Genomic DNA, 18,827 nt, shown 5'->3' on the forward strand with positions numbered 1-18,827 from the left:
ACTGATGACTGACGACACGCAACTGCTCGCCCGCCTGCTGGCGGGCGAGCAGCAGGCTTTCAAGGAGTTGGTCAGCACCTATCAGAGCGCCATGCGGGCGGTGGCTTATGCCATCGTCGGTAACCGGCATGCCGACGAAGTGGTGCAAGATGCCTGGCTGTCGGTGGTGCGCAACCTGAACCGGTTCGAGGGGCGTTCCAGCCTCAAGACCTGGCTGTTGACCATCACCGCCAACGCGGCAAAAGGCCGATACAAACAAAACCGCCGGGAAGTCTTGCTCGATGACCTGCCGTCACCCCACGGCACCATCGACGATGATCGGTTCTCCGCCGCTGATGGCCACTGGCTGGTGGCGCCGTTCAGCTGGCATCAGGACACCCCGGAAGCGCTGCTCACCGAAAACGAACTGCGTGAATGCCTGGAACATACCTTGCTCAGCCTGTCGGAACTGCAAAGCAGCGTGCTGCTCTTGCGTGAGCGCCAGGGCCTGGAGCTGGAGGAGATTTGTAATCTTCTGGAGATCTCGCTCTCCAATGTTCGTGTGCTGCTGCACCGCGCACGGTTGAAGGTGTTTGCAACCGTGGAGCATTTTGAGGAGACCGGCGAATGTTGACCTGTAAGGAACAAGTAGCGCGGTCCAGCGATTATCTCGATGGCCAGTTGAGCTTTCGTGAGCGGCTGATGGTGCGCCATCATTTGATGTTTTGCCCCAATTGCCGACGGTTCATCCGACAAATGCGCCTGATGCAGGCGACCTTGCGCGCCATGCCCGAAAAACCGCTTCCCGGTGTCGACGAACTTGCCGCGCGGTTGGCCGCCGAACGTCAAAAGGGTAACAAGTAGTTTTAGGCCGCACCTCCTCATATGTCGCTGGCTTTTAGCTTAACGGTGTTTCGTGCAGGTAAAGCCACTGGGCCGAGTGCTCGTCGATGCGAATCACCACCACCGAGAGACGCGATGTTTCCTGCTGGTTCAACCGGTGAGTTTCCTTGTAACGGATAGCCACGCTTTGGCCTTCCTGCCAGACGGTCAACATGTCGCTGATAGCGATCTCCAGGCCTGAGCGCGCGCCGACGGCGCCACGGAACATCTGCTCGACCTGAGCGCGATTGACGATGGCGCCCGAGGTGGTGACCATGCTGAAGTTATCGTCGAAGGCGGGCATCAGTTCGTCGATCCTCGCGGCACCGTCACCCTGGTGATTGGTAAAAATGGCGTGGATCAGGTCGTGGATCGCGTGGATGCTGTGCTGTGCCTGTTCAACTATTTTGTTGTGCATGACGTTCCTTTCGAGTGTTGAGGTTGCTCATCTGCAACAGGGGAAACAATCCGATCAAGGCGGCAATGGCGAAGGTCAGGTGGTAGGCCTGGGTCGACTCAAGGTGCTTGAGTAGCAGGTTGTAGATCATCAGAAACAACGCGGTACCGATGCTGAAAGACATCTGCCGGTTGATATTCCAGATCACGCTGCCCTTGTGGGTGGCGTCGCCTTCGAAGTCCATGAGCGAGGTGGTCTGCGCAGTGTTTGCGCCAATGCCGCCGCCGATGCCCATCAGGCAGTAAGCGATGATGATGACCGGAAGGTCCGACGGGCTGTTCACCAGATACAGCGTGGCGATACCGGCGCTGTGCAGCAACATGCCCAGGGTGAACAGATACCTTGCGCCCAGCCGGTTGTAGACCCGGCCACAGATCAGCATGGCGACGAAGGCGCCGATGGCGTAGAGAATCATGAACATGCCTGTCAGCTGTGCGCTGAACTCCAGGCTGTTTTGCAGGTAGAAAATGTTGAGCAGGTTGACCCCGGTGAATACCCCGGGAATGGCGTAATAAATGAAAATCGAGGTGCTGAGCTTTTTGCTCTTGAGCAGACTCAGTTCAACGATGGCGTTCTTGCAACGGCGATAATGCAGCAGGTACAGCAGGATAAAGGTCACGCCTGCCGCGAGACAGATCAGCGCCGCCATGGCCGGGTAATCGCCGCCGTACAGTGACATACCCATCAATACACAGCCCAGCGCCGCGCTCACCAGTAACAGCCCCTTGATGTCGGGCCTCGTGAGGCCGGCCGGGCGCTCTTCCCTGATCCACAGCCAGGACAAGCCGGCGGCGATCAACGAAAACGGGATGTTGCAATAGAACACCCAGCGCCAGGAACTGGTGTCGACGATGACGCCGCCGATGGTCGGGGAAATGGCCGGTGCGATCAGGGCGACAGCCATCACCAGCGTGGAGATTTTCGCCCGCTGGTCTCCCTTGAACAAGTTGAAGGTCAAGGCCTGGCCCACGGGAATCAGCAAGCCGCCTCCGATGCCCTGGACGAAACGCCAACCGACCAGTTCGTGAAAGCTGCCTGCCATGCCGCACAACCCGGCTGCGACACTGAATACGAGCATTGAGGCGGTGAGAATTTCCCGGCTGCCAAATCGTCCCGCCAGCCAGGTGCTGATCGGAATGATCAACGTCAGACCGAGAATATAGGCATTGGCCACCCAGGCCACGGAGGACGTCGAGACATGCATGTCATCAGCAATACTCGGCAATGCCACTGCCGACATGAATATATTGACGCAGTCGATAAAGAAGCCGATGAGGAATATAAGAGCCACTGTGTAGCGATAAGTCATATGATCTCCCTTTTGCCGGGGATCATAGGAGCGATAGACCGAAAGTGTCGATGCGCCTATACTTGAAACATTGTTTGATGGAATTTAACAATGGGTTATAACATGCACACCCATCTTAACCGCGTCCAGACATTCCTCGCGGTTGTCGACTTCGGCTCCTACACCAAGGCTGCCAACTACCTGTGCATCAGCAAAGCCATGGCCAGCCTTCATGTCAAGGCGCTGGAGGAAGTTCTTTCAGTAAGCCTGCTGATCCGTAATACTCGAAATATTGCCCTGACAGAAGTAGGGCAGAACTTTTATGATGAGTTCAAGGGTATTGTCGCTACTATCGATAACGCCTTTGAAAATGTGTTGCAGGGGCATAATCGTATTTCCGGTAAGTTGCGCTTCAGCTCAACGAGTGAGTACGGTGAGAAGTACATTCTTCCGATCCTCTCCAGGTTTACCGAGTGCTATCCGGAACTACGCTTGAGTTACAGTTTTAACGCTTCGCTCAATGATCTTGTTGCCGAAAAACTTGATCTGGTTATTCGTCTGGGCAATCTGGCGGACTCAGCGTTCAAGAGCCGCAAGCTGGCGGACTATGAAATCGTGCTGGTGGCGACCGAGACGTTTCTCAAGCGTTGGCCGGTGCTCAACCCCCAGGACCTGAATACAGTGCCCTGGATCGCCAACAGTAATTTGCAAGGTCCGACCCACTGGGTTTTGCGTCATCGGTTCCAGGGTGAGGTTGAGGTCACGGGGCCGAATCACTTCGAGTCCAACTCATCCACCGTCATTCGTGCCATGACCTTGTCGTCTCTCGGCGTTTCGGTGCTTCCCGTTTGGATGGTGGACGACGATATTGCCAACGGCAGTCTGGTCCATCTGCTGCCCGAATACACCCTGCCGTCGCAGTCGGTCAATGTGGTATTCCCCAACAGCCCACACCTGCCGCACAAGTCGCGGGCGTTCATCGATTTCCTGCTATTGCACCTGGGGCAGTGATCGCAACGTGCGGCAGGGCTATTCCGGCTCGTCGAGGGATGGGCGATACTCGGCGGGTCTGTAGGCAATAACCGCTGGGGAACAGGATGCCGTTACATGTTTTGCACAGTCTGTCCGCCATCGCGCCTCAAGAGTGGGACGCGCTGGTGCCCGAGACTCAGCCGTTTCTGCGGCACGCTTTTCTCAGGGCGCTGGAAGACAGTGGCAGCCTGGGGCCGCAGTCCGGCTGGCAGCCGGAGCATCTGCTGCACATCGAAGACGGTCGGCTGCTCGCGGCAATGCCGAGTTACCGCAAATGGCATTCCTACGGCGAATACGTGTTCGACCATGCCTGGGCCGATGCCTGCGAGCGCGCCGGGATCGATTACTACCCCAAACTGTTGACGGCTGTGCCGTTCAGCCCGGTCAGCGGGCCACGGTTGTTGGCGGCGAATGTGCAGGATGGTTTCGAACTGCTCAACAGCGTGCCGGGTTATCTGGAAATTGAAGGGCTCTCCAGCGCCCATATCAACTTTACCGACGCCTTTACCGACGCAGCATTGGCCGAGCAACCGGGCTGGTTGCAACGCATCGGTTGCCAGTACCACTGGCAGAATCGCGGTTATCGGGATTTTCAGGACTTCCTTGATGCGTTGAGTTCACGCAAGCGCAAGCAGATGCGCAAGGAGCGTGAACAAGTGGCGGGGCAGGGTATCGAGTTTGAATGGCTTGAGGGGAATCAACTTGACCAGGCACAGTGGGATTTCGTCTATGCCTGCTACGCCAACACCTATGCAGTGCGTCGGCAGTCGCCGTACCTGACGCGGGAATTTTTCAGCCTGTTGGCCGAACGCATGCCCGAAGCCATCCGGGTGGTGCTGGCCAAGCAAGGCTCACGGCCGGTGGCCATGGCCTTCAGTCTGGTCGGTGGCGATAGCTTTTATGGACGTTATTGGGGCTGCCTGGCGGAGTTCGACCGCCTGCACTTCGAGACCTGTTTCTATCAAGGCATGGACTACGCCATCGCCAACGGTTTTCAGCGTTTCGATGCCGGTGCCCAGGGCGAGCACAAATTGATTCGTGGTTTTGAACCGGTGATCACCCATTCCTGGCACTACTTGCGTCACCCGGGATTGAAGTCGGCGGTGAAGGATTTTCTTGAGCGCGAACGTTTGGGTGTCATGGGCTATGCAGAAGAGGCGAAGAGCGCCTTGCCCTACCGCCAGGGCTGATGTCAGAGCGCTGTGGCGGATTTTTTGAGCTGACGGAGGCACTTGTGGCGAGGGAGCTTGCTCCCGCTGGACAGCGAAGCTGTCCCAATGCACGAGACGGCGTTGTGCCAGGTAAACCCGACAACCTGAATCTGCGGCCGCTTCGCGCCCGAGCGGGAGCAAGCTCCCTCGCCACAGACGCAATCCTCAATCGATGCCGACAAACCCACCGGTCTGGTGCTGCCACAGCCGCGCATACAACCCGCCATGGGCCAACAGTTCGGCATGGCTGCCGGTTTCGGCGATGTGGCCTTTTTCCAGCACCACCAGGCGATCCATCCGCGCGATGGTCGAGAGTCGGTGAGCGATGGCAATCACGGTCTTGCCCTGCATCAGGGTTTCCAGGCTTTCCTGAATCGCCGCTTCGACTTCCGAGTCCAGCGCCGAGGTCGCTTCGTCCATGATCAGGATCGGCGCGTCCTTGAGCAGCACTCGGGCGATAGCGATCCGTTGGCGCTGGCCGCCAGAGAGTTTCACCCCACGTTCACCGACATGAGCATCGAAACCGTTGCGGCCTTCAGCATCCGATAGCAACGGGATGAACTCGTCGGCGCGGGCCTTGCGGACTGCTTCCCAGAGTTCTTCGTCGGTGGCGTCGGGTTTGCCGTAAAGCAAATTGTCACGGATCGAACGGTGCAGCAGCGAGGTGTCCTGAGTGATCATGCCGATCCGCTCGCGCAGGCTTTCCTGGGCTACGCTGGCGATGTTCTGCCCATCGACCAGGATCTGCCCGCTCTGCAGGTCGTAGAGGCGCAGCAGCAGATTGACCAGGGTCGATTTGCCAGCACCTGAAGGGCCGATCAAACCGATTTTTTCACCGGGTTTGATGATCAGGTTGAGGTCGTCGATGATTCCGCTTTTCTTGCCATAGTGAAACGTCACGTGTTCGAAACGCACTTCGCCACGGGCCACTTCCAGGCGCGGTGCCGGTACGCGGTCGGTGACGCTGATCGGTTGGGCGATGGTTTGCAGGCCGTCCTGGACCATCCCGATGTTTTCGAAGATGCCGTTGACCACCCACATGATCCAGCCCGACATGTTGACGATGCGGATCACCAGGCCGGTGGCCAGGGCAATGGCACCCACCGAAATCAGCGACTGGGTCCACAGCCACAGCGCAAGGCTTGTGGTGCCGACGATCAGCAGGCCGTTCATGCTGGTGATGACCACGTCCATGCTGGTGACGACGCGGCCCGCCAGTTGGGATTTTTCGGTTTGTTCTGCGATGGCTTCGCGGGCGTATTGCTGTTCGAAGTTGGTGTGGGCGAAGAGCTTCAGCGTGGTGATGTTGGTGTAGCCGTCGACGATCCGGCCCATGAGTTTGGAGCGCGCATCGGAGGACACCACCGAGCGTTCCTTGACCCGTGGCACGAAGTAGCACAGAGCGCCGATGTAGCAAGCGATCCAGGTCAGCAGCGGGATCATCAGGCGCCAGTCGGCTTCGGCGAACAGCACCAGCGAGCTGATCGCGTAGATCAGCACATGCCATAACGCGTCGACGGCTTGCACCGCCGAGTCGCGCAGGGAGTTGCCGGTCTGCATGATCCGTTGGGCGATGCGTCCGGCGAAATCGTTCTGGAAAAAATTCAGGCTCTGTTTGAGCACGTAACTGTGGTTTTGCCAGCGAATCATGCTGGTCATGCCGGGGCTCAGGGTTTGATGCACCAGCAGGTCATGCAGGCCGACGAATATCGGCCGCAGAAAAAGTGCGACCACCGCCATCCAGGCCAGCTCGACGCCGTGGATTTTGAAGAAGTCTACGTTTGGCGTGCCTTGGGCCAAATCGATGATTCGACTCAGGTAACTGAACAGCGCCACTTCGATCAGTGCGCCGATCAAACCGACGACCAACAGCGCGGCAAAACTCGGCCAGACCTGACGCAAATAATAGGTATAGAAGGGGAGAACCCGGCTCGGCGGAGCCGCCGTCGGGGCGTCACGGAAAATATCGATCAGTTTTTCGAAACGACGATAGAGCATCAGATAAACGCCCGCGTACGGGCTCTCCTTTTTTCGATGCGAGCGGCGCGGTGATACACCGCTGCCGCTCAGGACGCCTTATGCAGTTTAGTCGATGCGCTTGGCCGACTTGATCAGCACCGGGTCGATGGGCACATTCTGCATGCCTTGCTTGGTGGTGGTTGGCGAGTTGACGATGATGTCGACGACGTCCATGCCTTTCACGACTTTGGCGAACACTGCGTAACCAGCATCGCGGCCCGGGTCGAGGAAGTCGTTGTCCTTGACGTTGATGAAGAACTGGCTGGTGGCCGAATCCGGATCGGAAGTACGCGCCATCGACAGGGTGCCACGCACGTTATGCAGGCCGTTGCTGGCTTCGTTCTTGATCGGTGCATCGGTAGGCTTCTGTTGCATCGACGTCGTGAAGCCGCCGCCCTGAGCCATGAAACCCGGAATCACGCGGTGGAAAATGGTGTTGTTGTAGAAACCTTTGTCGACGTAAGCGAGAAAGTTTTTGGTGCTGATCGGCGCCTTGACCGGGTCCAGTTCGATTTCAATCTGGCCGTTGGTCGTTTCCAGCAGCACGTGCGGTGCCGGGGCGGCCATCAGGTTGGCGGCGAACAATACTACGCCTGTGGCTAGGGCGATTTTTTTCAGCATGGGTCAGTGATCCTGAGTAGTGGTGTCGACTGCGGTTAGAAATTCAAGCAGGGTTTGGTTGAAACGGTGTGGCTGGTCCAATGGCGTTGCGTGGCGTGAATCTTCGATCACCACCAACTGCGCATCGGGCAGCAGTTTTACATAGGCTTCTTTCAGTGCCACCGGCGTGTAGTCGCGGTCGGCGCTGACGATCAGGGTTGGACAGGTGACTTTTGCCAGTCGTTCCTGAACTCCCCAACCAACAATGGCATTGAAGCTGGCGAGATAAGCACGTTTGTCGTTTTTTGCCCAGCGCTCGGCTATTTTATGCCGCAACTCTGCCTGTTCGGGTTTGGGAAACAGCTTGCCGCCCAGGGCCGTGCCGATGGTGCGCATACTGAGGAGGTGCATCAGGCTCCAGCGCTTGAACCACTGCCAGTAATCATCCGCCGTGCGGACTTTGACCTCGGGGGCACTGTTGACGATGCACAGGCTTTTAAGCAGCGAGGGTTGGTCCACCGCCAGCTGAAAACCGATCATCCCGCCCATGGACAACCCGACCAGATGCGCCGGGCCGAGCTTCAGGTGTTCGATCAACGCGACCAGGTCGGCGCTGAAACCGGCAATGCTGTAGCGCTCGTGGGGTTTGTCGGAGCGACCGTGGCCGCGTACATCCGGGACGATCACCCGGTAACGGGTCGAGAGCTCCGGGATCTGTTTTTCCCAGTCCAGCGTACTCGAGCCCAGCCCGTGAACCAGCAGCAGGGGTGTGCCGTGGCCATATTCCTCGTAGTGCAAGGTGCAACCTTCATGTTCGAAATAGGCCATCGCGCAACTCCTTGTCAGGCTTGTTCCGGGGCCGCGAACGGCGCATCGAGCGGTGCGGTGTCGAAGGTGCGCAGCAACTCGATGAGAATCTGCGTCGCCGGGCCCAAGGGTTTGTCCTTGTTTGAATACAGATAGAAGCTCGGGTTTCGACTGCCGCCCTGATCCAACGGTAGCAGTTTGAGCGTACCTTCTTTCAGTTCCCGCTCAATCATGTGCCGGGGCAACCAGGCGAAGCCCAGGCCGCTGCTGACAAAGGTCGCGGCGGTGGCGAGGCTGCCGACGGTCCAGCGCTGTTCAGCGCCGAGCCAGCCGACATCGCGCGGTTGCTGCCGACCGGAGTCGCGGATCACCACTTGCATCTGGGTTTCCAGATCCTGGAAATTCAGTTCGCGGTTCAGACGATGCAGCGGGTGTTCGGGGTGGGCCACGGCCACAAACTCTACGTCGCTCAATTCCGCGCCCAGGTAACCGGGAATGCTGAGACCGGTGATGGCCAGGTCGGCTACGCCTTCGAGCAAGACTTCCTCGACTCCGGACAATACTTCTTCACGCAGACGCACCCGGCAGCCGCGGCTTTGCGGCATGAACGCGGTCAAGGCGCGGACGAGGCGGGCGCTCGGGTAAGCGGCGTCGACCACCAGCCGCACTTCCGCCTCCCAGCCTTGCTCCATATGGTGCGCCAGATCTTCTAGCTGACTGGCCTGTTTGACCAGTTGTCGCGAGCGGCGCAGCAGCACGCCGCCGGCTTCGGTCAGCACTGCCTTACGGCCGTCGATGCGCAACAGCGGCACACCGAGCTGGTCCTGCATGCGTGCGACGGTATAGCTGACGGAGGACTGCGAACGGTGCAGCACTTCGGCGGCCTGGGCGAAACCACCGTGGTCGACCACGGCCTGTAGTGTTCGCCATTGATCAAGGGTCACGCGGGGCGCTTTCATGATGAGCTCCTCTTGTCCTAAGCTGGCAGCTTCCATTGGAGGCTGCCGAATGAAAAAAATCTGTTGTGTGGTGCTGGCGATGTTGCCGCTGACCGCGTTTGCCTACCCCATTGATGTACAAAAACAACTCAACGGCCTGAAAATCGACTACACCACCCATGACACCGCTCGCGACATGGGCGCCATTACGCTGAACAACTCCAGCGGTAAAGCCGTCGAATGCACGGTGGCATTTCGCAATGGCCCGGAATTACCGCGTACTCGCCGCGTGAGCCTGGAGGCAGGCAAAAGCGCCGACCTCTCGGCCAGGTTCAACCGTGAAATCATCAAGCTGTACATCACCCTGACCTGCAAACCCAAATAGGGTCGTTGCACCAGCGGGGCAGATACGCTCCGCTTATAAACGAATTTATTGATGGTTTATAGCAGTTATTTGTGCTTTTTCATCGATACAACACTGTTTAATCTCCACTCCATCGACTTACAGCATTCACCGATGGAGGCTACATCCCATGTCCCGCGTTCTGATCATCGAAAGCAGTGCCCGCCAGCAAGACTCGGTATCGCGTCAGCTGACCCAAACCTTCATCAGTCAATGGAAAGCCGCACACCCGGCCGACCAGATCACCGTTCGTGACCTGGCGACCCATCCGGTTCCACACCTGGATGCCAACCTGCTGGGCGGCTGGATGAAACCTGCCGAGCAACGCAACGAAACCGAACAGTCGTCGCTGGAGCGCTCCAACCAGTTGACCGACGAATTGCTGGCTGCCGACGTCTTGGTCATGGCCGCACCGATGTACAACTTCGCAATCCCCAGCACCCTCAAAGCCTGGCTCGACCACGTGCTGCGTGCCGGTGTGACCTTCAAGTACACCGAAACCGGCCCGCAAGGTCTGCTCAGCGGCAAGCGTGCTTATGTGTTGACCGCTCGCGGTGGCATCTACGCCGGTAGCACCTCCGATCACCAGGAACCGTACCTGCGTCAGGTCATGGCGTTCATCGGCATCCACGACGTCACCTTTATTCACGCCGAAGGCATGAACCTGGGCGGTGACTTCCACGAAAAAGGTCTGAACCAGGCCAACGCCAAGCTTGCCCAGGTCGCCTGAGCCGTTAATCGCCAGATAATCACCTGATGGTTAAGTAGCTCCCGCACCTCCTTCAAGCCGGTTCGCGCATCGAACCTCCCTTTGCACTTGTTGCTCATGAGTGCTCTAGCCCGATTGAACGCTTTAGCGAGATCGGGCTTTTTTTTGCCTGCGATTTTGTGTAGTGGCTGACTGTTCGCGATAACCGGCAAAACCCGCTATCGTCGCCGCCATTCGAAACGAGGCGAGCATGGGCTATCTACTTTTTGTCACGCTGATCCAGGCGTTTTCCTTCAGTTTGATCGGTGAATACCTGGCCGGTCATGTCGACAGCTATTTCGCGGTGCTGGTGCGGGTGTTGCTGGCCGGGCTGGTGTTCATCCCGCTGACCCGCTGGCGCTCGGTGGAACCGGCGTTCATGCGCGGCATGCTGTTGATCGGCGCGCTGCAGTTCGGCGTGACCTACGTCTGTCTGTACCTGAGCTTCCGCGTACTGACCGTGCCGGAAGTCCTGCTGTTCACCATTCTCACGCCATTGCATGTGACGCTGATTGAAGACGCGCTGAACCGACGCTTCAACCCGTGGGCGCTGATTGCCGCACTGGTGGCGGTCGCAGGCGCGGCGGTGATTCGCTACGACCGGATCAACCCGGACTTCTTCATGGGGTTCCTGCTGCTGCAACTGGCCAACTTCACCTACGCCGCAGGCCAGGTGCTGTACAAACATCTGGTGGCGCGCCATCCGAGCGACCTGCCGCATTATCGGCGCTTCGGTTACTTTTACCTCGGCGCGCTGGCCGTGGCCCTGCCGGCGTTTCTGCTGTTCGGCAAACAGAACTTCCTGCCGGAAGCACCCTTGCAGTGGGGCGTGCTGGTGTTCCTCGGACTGGTGTCCACCGCGTTGGGCCTGTACTGGTGGAACAAAGGGGCGTGTCTGGTCAATGGCGGGACACTGGCAGTGATGAACAACCTGCACGTGCCGGTGGGGCTGCTGATCAACTTGCTGATCTGGAATCAGCATGAAGCGCTGGGGCGGTTGTTCCTGGGCGGCTCGGTGATACTGGCGGCGGTGTGGATTAGTCGGTTGGGTATAAGATCCATTGAGGTCCGCTCTTCGTAGGCGCAAGGCTTGCCCGCGATGCAGGCACCGCGGTCTGTCAAATACACCGCGTTATCGTTCATCGCGAGCAAGCTTTGCTCCTACAACGGCATAGGCAATTACATCGAGCGTTTTTCTGGCTCGGGGATGTGGCTGGCGCCGAGTACTGCCGGGAGTAATCCGGCCCTGAGATCCCCGCCGCTCGGTTGCTGATACAGGCTCAAGCCAAACTCCGGCAGCACCGCCAGCAGATAATCGAAGATATCGCCCTGGATCCGCTCGTAGTCGGCCCACGCCGTGGTGCGGGTGAAGCAATAGATTTCCAGTGGCACACCCTGAGCAGTGGTCTGCATCTGGCGGACCATGCAGGTCATGTTCGGTTGAATTTCCGGATGGCTCTTCAAATACGCCAGTGCATAGGCGCGAAACGTCCCGATGTTGGTCATCCGCCGACGGTTGGCCGACATCGCCGCGACGTTGCCCTGGGCCTCGTTCCAGCTCTTGAGCTCGGCCTGCTTGCGGCTGATGTAATCGGTGAGCAAGCGCACCTGGGTCAACTTCTGTTCTTCATCGTCATGGATGAAGCGCACGCCACTGGCGTCGATGAACAGGCTGCGCTTGATCCGTCGGCCGCCTGACTGCTGCATGCCGCGCCAGTTCTTGAACGACTCGGACATCAAGCGCCAGGTCGGGATCGAGACGATGGTCTTGTCGAAATTCTGTACTTTGACCGTGTGCAGGGTGATATCCACCACGTCACCGTCGGCGCCCACTTGTGGCATTTCGATCCAGTCGCCAACCCGTAGCATGTCATTGCTGGTCAGCTGCACGCTGGCGACGAACGACAGCAGGGTGTCCTTGTAGACCAACAGAATCACTGCCGACATGGCGCCCAGCCCCGACAGCAGCAACAGCGGCGAACGGTCGATCAGGGTCGCGACGATGATGATCGCGCCAAACACGAACAGCACCATTTTCGCCAACTGCACGTAGCCTTTGATCGAGCGCGTGCGGGCATGTTCGGTGCGTGCGTAGATGTCCAGCATGGCGTTGAGCAGGGCGCTCAGGGCCAGTACCAAGAACAGAATGGTGAAGGACAGGGCAACGTTGCCGAGGAAGTTTTGAATGGTTTTGCTCAGTTCCGGCACCAGGTTCAAACCGAACTGGATCACCAGCGACGGGGTCATTTGCGCCAGGCGATGGAACACCTTGTTCTGGAACAAATCGTTGAACCACTGCATCGCCGGTTGCCGGCCAAGCAATTTGACGGCGTGCAGCACCACATAACGCGCCACTCGTCCGAGCAGCAAGGCGATCACCAACAACACCATCAGCGCCAGGCTGGAATGCAGAAGCGGGTGCTGGTCGAGAGCGCCCCAAAGGTCTTGGGTATTGAGCCAGAGCTGTTTGAGATCCATGGGTTAAAACGATTCTTCTGTGGGACGAGAGGGGGTGATTAGAGCATTTAAGACGCATCGAGTTACGTTCAGGGACAAATCCGCTAACAAAATCGCCATTGTTTGCGTCCGATTGCATAAAGAAACTCGGCCTTCGCGCTCGAAACCGTTACCCTATGCAGCTGATTTTTTGTATTTCTTCGAGGTAGCACCCGTGTTTTCCCAATTCGCCCTGCACGAACGCCTGCTCAAAGCCGTGGCCGAGCTTAAATTTGTCGAGCCAACGCCAGTGCAAGCAGCGGCTATCCCGCTCGCGCTCCAAGGGCGTGACCTGCGGGTGACTGCGCAAACCGGTAGCGGCAAAACCGCTGCATTCGTATTGCCGATCCTCAACCGTTTGATCGGCCCGGCCAAAGTCCGCGTCAGCATCAAGACCCTGATCCTGCTGCCGACCCGCGAGCTGGCCCAGCAGACCATCAAGGAAGTTGAACGCTTCGCGCAGTTCACGTTCATCAAGTCCGGCCTGATCACCGGCGGTGAAGACTTCAAGGTCCAGGCCGCCATGTTGCGCAAGGTGCCGGACATCCTGATCGGTACTCCGGGCCGGATGATCGAGCAACTGAACGCCGGCAACCTCGACTTGAAAGAAGTTGAAGTGCTGGTGCTCGACGAAGCCGACCGCATGCTCGACATGGGCTTTGCCGAAGACGTACAGCGTCTGGTCGACGAGTGCACCAACCGTCAGCAGACCATGCTGTTCTCTGCCACCACCGGCGGTTCGGGCCTGCGCGAGATGATCGCCAAGGTCCTGAACAACCCTGAGCACTTGCAGCTCAACGCGGTCAGCCAGTTGAACGACACCACCCGTCAGCAAATCATCACCGCTGACCACAACCAGCACAAAGAACAGATCGTTAACTGGTTGCTGGCCAACGAGACCTACCAGAAGGCCATCGTCTTCACCAACACCCGAGCCATGGCCGACCGTATCTACGGCCGTTTGGTGGCGCAGGAGTACAAGGCGTTCGTCTTGCACGGCGAGAAAGACCAGAAGGATCGCAAGTTGGCGATCGACCGTCTGAAGCAGGGCGGGGTCAAGATCCTCGTCGCCACCGACGTTGCCGCTCGCGGCCTGGACGTGGAAGGCCTGGACCTGGTGATCAACTTCGACATGCCGCGCAGCGGCGACGAATACGTTCACCGTATCGGTCGTACCGGGCGTGCCGGCAACGATGGCCTGGCCATCTCGCTGATCTGCCATGGCGACTGGAACCTGATGTCGAGCATCGAGCGCTACCTCAAGCAGAGCTTCGAGCGCCGCACCATCAAGGAAGTCAAAGGCACCTACGGCGGACCGAAAAAGGTCAAGGCCTCGGGCAAAGCCGTTGGCGTGAAGAAGAAAAAGGTCGACGCCAAAGGCGACAAGAAAAAGACCGGCGCCAAGGCTCCGACCAAGCGCAAGATCGCCAACCGCCCGAAGACCGACGCCTTGTCGCTGGTCAGCAAGGACGGCATGGCGCCGCTCAAGCGCCGCAAGCCGCAAGCACCGGCCGCTGAATAACGCGCCTTGGCGACCCCATAAAAAACCCGGACAGTGTCCGGGTTTTTTATGTTCGATGTACGCCGGGTTCAACGCAAACTGGCGACGGTTCCACCTGCTACTTTGCCCTGACTCTCGAGTTCACCCAGTGCGTGCAGCAATTGCAGGCGCAGGGCTTTGGGTGTCGTGTAGTCCGACGTCTTGTGGCGTGTCTCACACCATCGATTGATTTCAGCCAACCAGTCGCCGTTATCGGTGTCGGCCTGACTCAAACCGCGCATCCAGTAATTGAGTTGTTCCCAGCTTGCCTTGATGCTGACCAGTGCTCGGCGATGCTCATGACTGAGCGTTCGTGAGCCGGACTCGAGCAGATCCGAGACCGGACCATCAACCGCGGTACTGGATTGTTTTCTCAACACGTCAACTGCAACACGGAACACACGAGGCGAGGGGTCGCCCAGTGCGCGGATCAGTGCAGGCAACGAAGCTTCGCCACACACTTGTTCGAATGTCTCCAAAGCCTGCGCACGAACTCGTGGTGCGGAATATTCGACGGCTGACTCGAGCATCTCTCTGGCCTGCGGTTCGTTCAGCTCCCGAACCAACCCGATCAGGCCAATCCATTCACGCTGGGTAGTCGGTAACGGCGCTTGCAGGCGTTGCAGCAGCACCTCTCGACAGTCGAGTTGCCACTTCGACGACGCCCAACGTGCAAGGGAACGCACCGAGGTCGAAGTGTCGAACAATGCTCTTTTCAAAACGCAGTGAATCTGGTCCGGGGTGTTCGCCAGATTCAGCCAAGCGCGCAGCGCATTCACCCGAAGGTTTGCGGCGTGACTGCTCAATGCTCCGAGCAATAGAGCCTGTACCTGTGCGTCGGGCAACTGCAGGCTTGCCTGTAATGCCAGGCGTTGGACCGATGGGTCCTGATGGTTCAGGGCTATTTCCAGCATGTGGGCGAGGTCATGCGCAAACGCCTTTTCTAATACCTCCAGCAGTAGGCGTGCTGGTTTACCATGCGTTGCCTTAAACGCTTCAAGGGTGGTATCTCGCACCGAAGGCGCCGCCAAAATACGAATGACGTTTGTCAGCGTTGATTGGTGATCGATACGGTTTTTCTGGGCCAGGGAGATGAATGAGTCCAGTACCTGAATCAGCATTACTGCATGTTGTGGATCGAGAAAGCGCTGCACATGATCGCTGGCCAGTGTACGAATCTGCGGCACGTAGTCATTCAAGCTGTCGATCAACGCTGCCAGTGCATCGCGGCCCTCAACCTGCATGAGCCGGCGCACGGCCGCCTCGCGGACGAATCCATTACGATGACGACTCAGAGCGCACCAATCGCCGGTGCTCTGAGCCGTGCTGAGCACAGCCATCGCTTGGTCACGGCGAATCTCTTCGTCTGTGCGCAGGTCCTCATTGCGCACCTCTCTTGGGAGCGGAGTCTCGTCGTGTAGCGCAATGGTGGAAGTAGTATGAGCGGTGCGATTAAAAATGCGTTTGAGCCATCCCTGGAAGGCGTTCATGGTTTGTCCTTGTGGCCGGAGGCTGTCGGACAGGACTCGCAGCGTGTATGTATTGGGTGAGGCAAGGATATCGTTACGAGGGAATGATGGCTATCTGGTATCATCGATTGGGTCGCGCAAAAACCGATCAGGGCGTTTGTCGCCGTAAACAAATCAGTCCCTTCTGTGTTTGTAAAATCTCGCTCTTAAACTAACGTGAAACTCCTCAAGGACGAATCGACATGCGTGTGTTGGCTTTACTGTTGGCGATCTTATTTTTGTCGGGCTGCGCCTCGAAACCTGCTTACTACATCTCCCCCACGCCAGTTCAGATCCCGGCGACCGCTACCTACTGGATCGACAACTTCGACCTTGAACTGGTCGGCAAGAATGAGCGGTTTATGCCGCAAGACGCGTTGCGCGAGCAGCTCAGCGTTGAGCTGATCAATCAATTGTCGAGCGCTAATCGCTACGCGACGAGCAAGGAAAGTGCCGATTACCTGCTGGATGTGAACACCGTCTACAAGCGTCGGATCGGTAACTCCAATGGCGGATTGGTGTCGGTCATTGTCGACGACAATACGATCCTCGCCAGTGTTGATTTCAGTTATCAGGTCAAGGTCAAAAAGGCCGGTACCGAAGTCTTGCATTTCTCCCACGCTCGCGAGGGTCTACAGCCTGCCGGTGCATTCGGTCAGCTTCGCAATATGAAGACGATGGTGGCGGCGCTGACTCACAAAGATAATGCTGATGTGGAGCCTTTCTATATTCGTACCTTGCCGACATTTATCGTGTCCGACATCAGGGATATTCCTTCACGCTAGTTGCTGAGCGAGAAAAGAGCGTTATTTATTGAAAAAGGGGGGCAGGTTTATTTAATGACAAACAATTTTGGTCGTTGAGATTAAAACTGTCTCCTTTTGGTCAGGTTTTTTTGTGTTTTTTTCAGATGGTGGAGAGTTTGATGCGTAATACTGAATCCGAAGCATTGAAGTCGTTATACGATTTGGCCAGTCCGGGCAAACGCTTGGCTGGATATTTTATTGATCTGTCTATTGTGTTTGTTCTGATATTTTTGAAAGGATTGATTGGTTATATGCTCATGGCGAGTAGCTCCTACGGCGTCGCGCTTTTTTACAGCGTGATAAGTAATATTCTGCTGGTGTTTGCGATCAGCTATTTTCTATTTTGTGATGCTCTACCGAACGGTCAGAGTGTGGGTAAACGGTTGTTGAAGATGTCCGTAGTAGGGTTTCCTGTGAATAAGAAGTGCACGATTTTTCAGTCGCTTTTACGAAACGTTCCGAAAGTGATGTTTAGTATTTTAGACGCAGTCTTTGTGTTTTTCGGGTTTAGGCGACGTCTTGGCGATATGCTTGCCATGACCATGGTGGTCAATGTCAAATAAATTGATTTCTGTATGGCTATTATGAGAGACGGGGCCAGATTTATTTATGGATAACTGATTTTTGTTGTCGTAAATAAATCTGTCCCCTTTTTTGTTCTAAGGCTAATGGGTATGATGAAAATTATCCTATCGATGCGGCTAACGTGGACGGGAAGTTGATTATCCTTGATGGCCACCATCGCGCGGAGGCTGCTTCAAAAGCTGGGATCAAAGACGTGCCAGTCAATGTGCATAGCGTGACTAAGGAAGAGGCAGACCAACTTATGCGAGAGGCTGCTGAAGCTCGGGTGAGATACTAGTTATGAGGCAATTAGTATGAATGATGTATTTCTTTTCGTAGAGCTTCAGTGCCAATTGGTGTTTGCGTTCGCAGAGCTACATCCCAACGTAAAGGATTTGAAATGGCTTATCGATTTTCCTCGGAGTGGAGAAATGATAGTTGATGGTGTTCAGTGGCGATTTGTTAAGCATGGTGCAGGATTGCGTTTTGAGAGAACGTCATGCGAGCCGCATTGGGTTGTGGACGTACATAAGTTTTTTGGTGAGCCAAAAAGAATCGATGAATGGCGGCTAATCAAGTTTCTAGAGTCGTGTGGGAAATGTGTAGATAGGAGAAAAGTTTCATCGTTATTAATAGAAATGTGCTTGGAAGGTCATTTGATTGATCTCGGTAGTGGGCAGTACTTTTTTGTCGGGTAGTTGTCGGTGCAAAAGAAGTAGCGAGCAAACCATTGAAAAGCTCTAGCGGCGCAGTGAAAAGGGGACAGATTTGAATGGCACTTACTTAACCTTCTTCGGGTGCCCATTCCTCCGTACCTCAGCCCTTGCCGATCGACGTGTTTGCATCAACAAATAAATCGCACCCCGCGATGAGGTACCTAGTTATCGCGGGGTACGGCGTTGAACACCATCGCTTTGCAAGATTCTGCACGCACGACCTAAGGCTCAGTTGATCCTTCCCCACTACGTGCGGGAACAGCCTATGCGTTACTTCAGTGCTGCGCCCGAATCTGGCGCCCCAACACATCCATCACATCACAACCGTCCCGCAGCAGCATGGCCGCTGCGTGGGCGATTTGCTGCACGTCTGCGCCTTTGGCATGGGTAATGTCGAGGCTGGCCAGGCTTTCCATCATCTGCGTGACCGCCAGAAACCGTGCAGCAGCGTTGCTGTGCAGCACATCCAGCGGCGCTTGGGTGGCGACCAGCAGCACCGGGATGTCGCAATCGTTGTTGGTCATCGGCATGTGTGGGTTCATGCGTCATCTCCCGGTTGGGCGGCGTGCAGTCCGTCGATCGACGCCTGGAGTAATGATCGAGCGGTGCCGAGCATCTGCTGGCTGGCCCAGCGTAACGAGACGATGTGTTCCGGGGTGGTGGCGGTGGGGGCTTGATGGGCGAGGGCTTCGGCGCAGCTCAGGTAGACCGAGGCGTGTTCGAGGGCGTCGAGTAACGGGATGTCGGGTTGGACGGCGAACAGGTAATGGTCGACATGGTCGCAGCGGGCGAAGGGGGTGGATTTTGTGGTTGGATCGGTCATGGGTGAAGCT

At 57.0% G+C, this 18,827-nt stretch carries 22 protein-coding genes; 12 read left to right on the plus strand and 10 right to left on the minus strand.

Going from position 1 to position 18,827, the window contains the following annotated elements:
- The first annotated feature begins 4 nt into the window (after positions 1 to 4).
- Together AO353_RS18235 and AO353_RS18240 are read left to right on the plus strand one after the other, a co-directional pair.
- The gene (locus AO353_RS18235) at positions 5 to 613 is read left to right on the plus strand and encodes an RNA polymerase sigma factor (protein WP_054596208.1); all 609 of its coding nucleotides are present in this window, start codon (positions 5 to 7) and stop codon (positions 611 to 613) included.
- Positions 607 to 843 carry an anti-sigma factor family protein gene (locus tag AO353_RS18240; protein ID WP_054596209.1) on the plus strand — a complete coding sequence of 79 codons (237 nt, stop codon included), beginning with the start codon at positions 607 to 609 and terminating at the stop codon, positions 841 to 843. The genes AO353_RS18235 and AO353_RS18240 overlap by 7 nt, the downstream gene beginning before the upstream one ends.
- Positions 844 to 877: 34 nt before the next feature.
- Here AO353_RS18240 and AO353_RS18245 read toward each other — a convergent pair whose 3' ends face one another.
- Both AO353_RS18245 and AO353_RS18250 read right to left on the minus strand, forming a co-directional pair.
- Positions 878 to 1,279 (minus strand): hypothetical protein, encoded by a 402-nt coding sequence (locus AO353_RS18245; RefSeq protein WP_054596210.1) that lies wholly within the window; start codon positions 1,277 to 1,279, stop codon positions 878 to 880.
- Entirely contained in the window at positions 1,260 to 2,627 is a 1,368-nt protein-coding gene (locus AO353_RS18250; protein WP_054596211.1) for an MFS transporter, read from the minus strand. The genes AO353_RS18245 and AO353_RS18250 overlap by 20 nt, the downstream gene beginning before the upstream one ends.
- A gap of 102 nt (positions 2,628 to 2,729) precedes the next feature.
- Here AO353_RS18250 and AO353_RS18255 point away from each other — a divergent pair, with 102 nt between their 5' ends.
- Together AO353_RS18255 and AO353_RS18260 are read left to right on the plus strand one after the other, a co-directional pair.
- Positions 2,730 to 3,617 carry a LysR family transcriptional regulator gene (locus AO353_RS18255; protein ID WP_054598267.1) on the plus strand — a complete coding sequence of 296 codons (888 nt, stop codon included), beginning with the start codon at positions 2,730 to 2,732 and terminating at the stop codon, positions 3,615 to 3,617.
- Between the two features lie 86 nt (positions 3,618 to 3,703).
- Positions 3,704 to 4,828, plus strand: a complete 1,125-nt coding sequence (locus AO353_RS18260; RefSeq protein WP_054596212.1) for a GNAT family N-acetyltransferase — start codon at positions 3,704 to 3,706, stop codon at positions 4,826 to 4,828.
- Between the two features lie 186 nt (positions 4,829 to 5,014).
- Here AO353_RS18260 and AO353_RS18265 read toward each other — a convergent pair whose 3' ends face one another.
- The 4 genes from AO353_RS18265 to AO353_RS18280 all read right to left on the minus strand — a co-directional run bounded on the left by AO353_RS18265 (position 5,015) and on the right by AO353_RS18280 (position 9,234).
- Positions 5,015 to 6,847 carry an ABC transporter ATP-binding protein gene (locus AO353_RS18265; protein WP_054596213.1) on the minus strand — a complete coding sequence of 611 codons (1,833 nt, stop codon included), beginning with the start codon at positions 6,845 to 6,847 and terminating at the stop codon, positions 5,015 to 5,017.
- Positions 6,848 to 6,934: 87 nt separating this feature from the next.
- Positions 6,935 to 7,489: a peptidylprolyl isomerase gene (locus AO353_RS18270; RefSeq protein WP_054596214.1), complete on the minus strand. Its 555-nt coding sequence runs from the start codon at positions 7,487 to 7,489 to the stop codon at positions 6,935 to 6,937.
- Between the two features lie 3 nt (positions 7,490 to 7,492).
- Positions 7,493 to 8,296: an alpha/beta fold hydrolase gene (locus tag AO353_RS18275; RefSeq protein ID WP_054596215.1), complete on the minus strand. Its 804-nt coding sequence runs from the start codon at positions 8,294 to 8,296 to the stop codon at positions 7,493 to 7,495.
- A 14-nt stretch (positions 8,297 to 8,310) separates the two neighbouring features.
- Entirely contained in the window at positions 8,311 to 9,234 is a 924-nt protein-coding gene (locus tag AO353_RS18280) for a LysR family transcriptional regulator (protein ID WP_019648027.1), read from the minus strand.
- Positions 9,235 to 9,283: 49 nt separating this feature from the next.
- On the opposite strand from AO353_RS18280, the gene AO353_RS18285 reads away from it, so the two are divergent.
- The 3 genes from AO353_RS18285 to AO353_RS18295 all read left to right on the plus strand — a co-directional run bounded on the left by AO353_RS18285 (position 9,284) and on the right by AO353_RS18295 (position 11,445).
- Positions 9,284 to 9,598: a hypothetical protein gene (locus AO353_RS18285; RefSeq protein WP_054596216.1), complete on the plus strand. Its 315-nt coding sequence runs from the start codon at positions 9,284 to 9,286 to the stop codon at positions 9,596 to 9,598.
- A 148-nt stretch (positions 9,599 to 9,746) separates the two neighbouring features.
- Positions 9,747 to 10,346 carry an FMN-dependent NADH-azoreductase gene (locus AO353_RS18290; protein ID WP_054596217.1) on the plus strand — a complete coding sequence of 200 codons (600 nt, stop codon included), beginning with the start codon at positions 9,747 to 9,749 and terminating at the stop codon, positions 10,344 to 10,346.
- A gap of 229 nt (positions 10,347 to 10,575) precedes the next feature.
- A complete protein-coding gene (locus AO353_RS18295; protein WP_054596218.1) occupies positions 10,576 to 11,445 on the plus strand; it encodes a carboxylate/amino acid/amine transporter in 870 nt (289 codons plus the stop codon).
- A gap of 98 nt (positions 11,446 to 11,543) precedes the next feature.
- On the opposite strand, the gene AO353_RS18300 is transcribed toward AO353_RS18295, so the two are convergent.
- A complete protein-coding gene (locus AO353_RS18300; RefSeq protein WP_054596219.1) occupies positions 11,544 to 12,842 on the minus strand; it encodes a mechanosensitive ion channel family protein in 1,299 nt (432 codons plus the stop codon).
- Between the two features lie 193 nt (positions 12,843 to 13,035).
- Between AO353_RS18300 and AO353_RS18305 the strand changes: the two genes are divergently transcribed.
- Positions 13,036 to 14,382 carry a DEAD/DEAH box helicase gene (locus AO353_RS18305; RefSeq protein WP_019692457.1) on the plus strand — a complete coding sequence of 449 codons (1,347 nt, stop codon included), beginning with the start codon at positions 13,036 to 13,038 and terminating at the stop codon, positions 14,380 to 14,382.
- Between the two features lie 68 nt (positions 14,383 to 14,450).
- Here AO353_RS18305 and AO353_RS18310 read toward each other — a convergent pair whose 3' ends face one another.
- Positions 14,451 to 15,890 (minus strand): HEAT repeat domain-containing protein, encoded by a 1,440-nt coding sequence (locus AO353_RS18310; RefSeq protein ID WP_081013761.1) that lies wholly within the window; start codon positions 15,888 to 15,890, stop codon positions 14,451 to 14,453.
- Between the two features lie 221 nt (positions 15,891 to 16,111).
- On the opposite strand from AO353_RS18310, the gene AO353_RS18315 reads away from it, so the two are divergent.
- The 4 genes from AO353_RS18315 (at position 16,112) to AO353_RS32190 (ending at position 17,976) form a co-directional block, all read left to right on the plus strand.
- On the plus strand, positions 16,112 to 16,693 hold the full coding sequence (locus AO353_RS18315) for a hypothetical protein (protein ID WP_054596221.1): 582 nt from the start codon (positions 16,112 to 16,114) through the stop codon (positions 16,691 to 16,693).
- A 140-nt stretch (positions 16,694 to 16,833) separates the two neighbouring features.
- Positions 16,834 to 17,277, plus strand: a complete 444-nt coding sequence (locus tag AO353_RS18320; RefSeq protein ID WP_054596222.1) for an RDD family protein — start codon at positions 16,834 to 16,836, stop codon at positions 17,275 to 17,277.
- A 128-nt stretch (positions 17,278 to 17,405) separates the two neighbouring features.
- Positions 17,406 to 17,576 (plus strand): ParB N-terminal domain-containing protein, encoded by a 171-nt coding sequence (locus tag AO353_RS32185; RefSeq protein ID WP_371917626.1) that lies wholly within the window; start codon positions 17,406 to 17,408, stop codon positions 17,574 to 17,576.
- 16 nt (positions 17,577 to 17,592) lie between these two features.
- Entirely contained in the window at positions 17,593 to 17,976 is a 384-nt protein-coding gene (locus tag AO353_RS32190) for a DUF6896 domain-containing protein (RefSeq protein ID WP_054596223.1), read from the plus strand.
- Positions 17,977 to 18,269: 293 nt separating this feature from the next.
- Here AO353_RS32190 and AO353_RS18330 read toward each other — a convergent pair whose 3' ends face one another.
- Positions 18,270 to 18,536 carry a hypothetical protein gene (locus AO353_RS18330; protein ID WP_054596224.1) on the minus strand — a complete coding sequence of 89 codons (267 nt, stop codon included), beginning with the start codon at positions 18,534 to 18,536 and terminating at the stop codon, positions 18,270 to 18,272.
- Positions 18,533 to 18,817, minus strand: coding sequence for a DUF3077 domain-containing protein (locus tag AO353_RS18335; protein ID WP_054596225.1), 285 nt, complete (start codon positions 18,815 to 18,817; stop codon positions 18,533 to 18,535). Before AO353_RS18335 ends, AO353_RS18330 begins: the two co-directional genes overlap by 4 nt.
- Between the last annotated feature and the right edge of the window lie 10 nt (positions 18,818 to 18,827).

Origin of the sequence: Pseudomonas fluorescens (assembly GCF_001307155.1) — a bacterium.
Classification (GTDB): Bacteria; Pseudomonadota; Gammaproteobacteria; order Pseudomonadales; family Pseudomonadaceae; genus Aquipseudomonas; species Aquipseudomonas helvetica.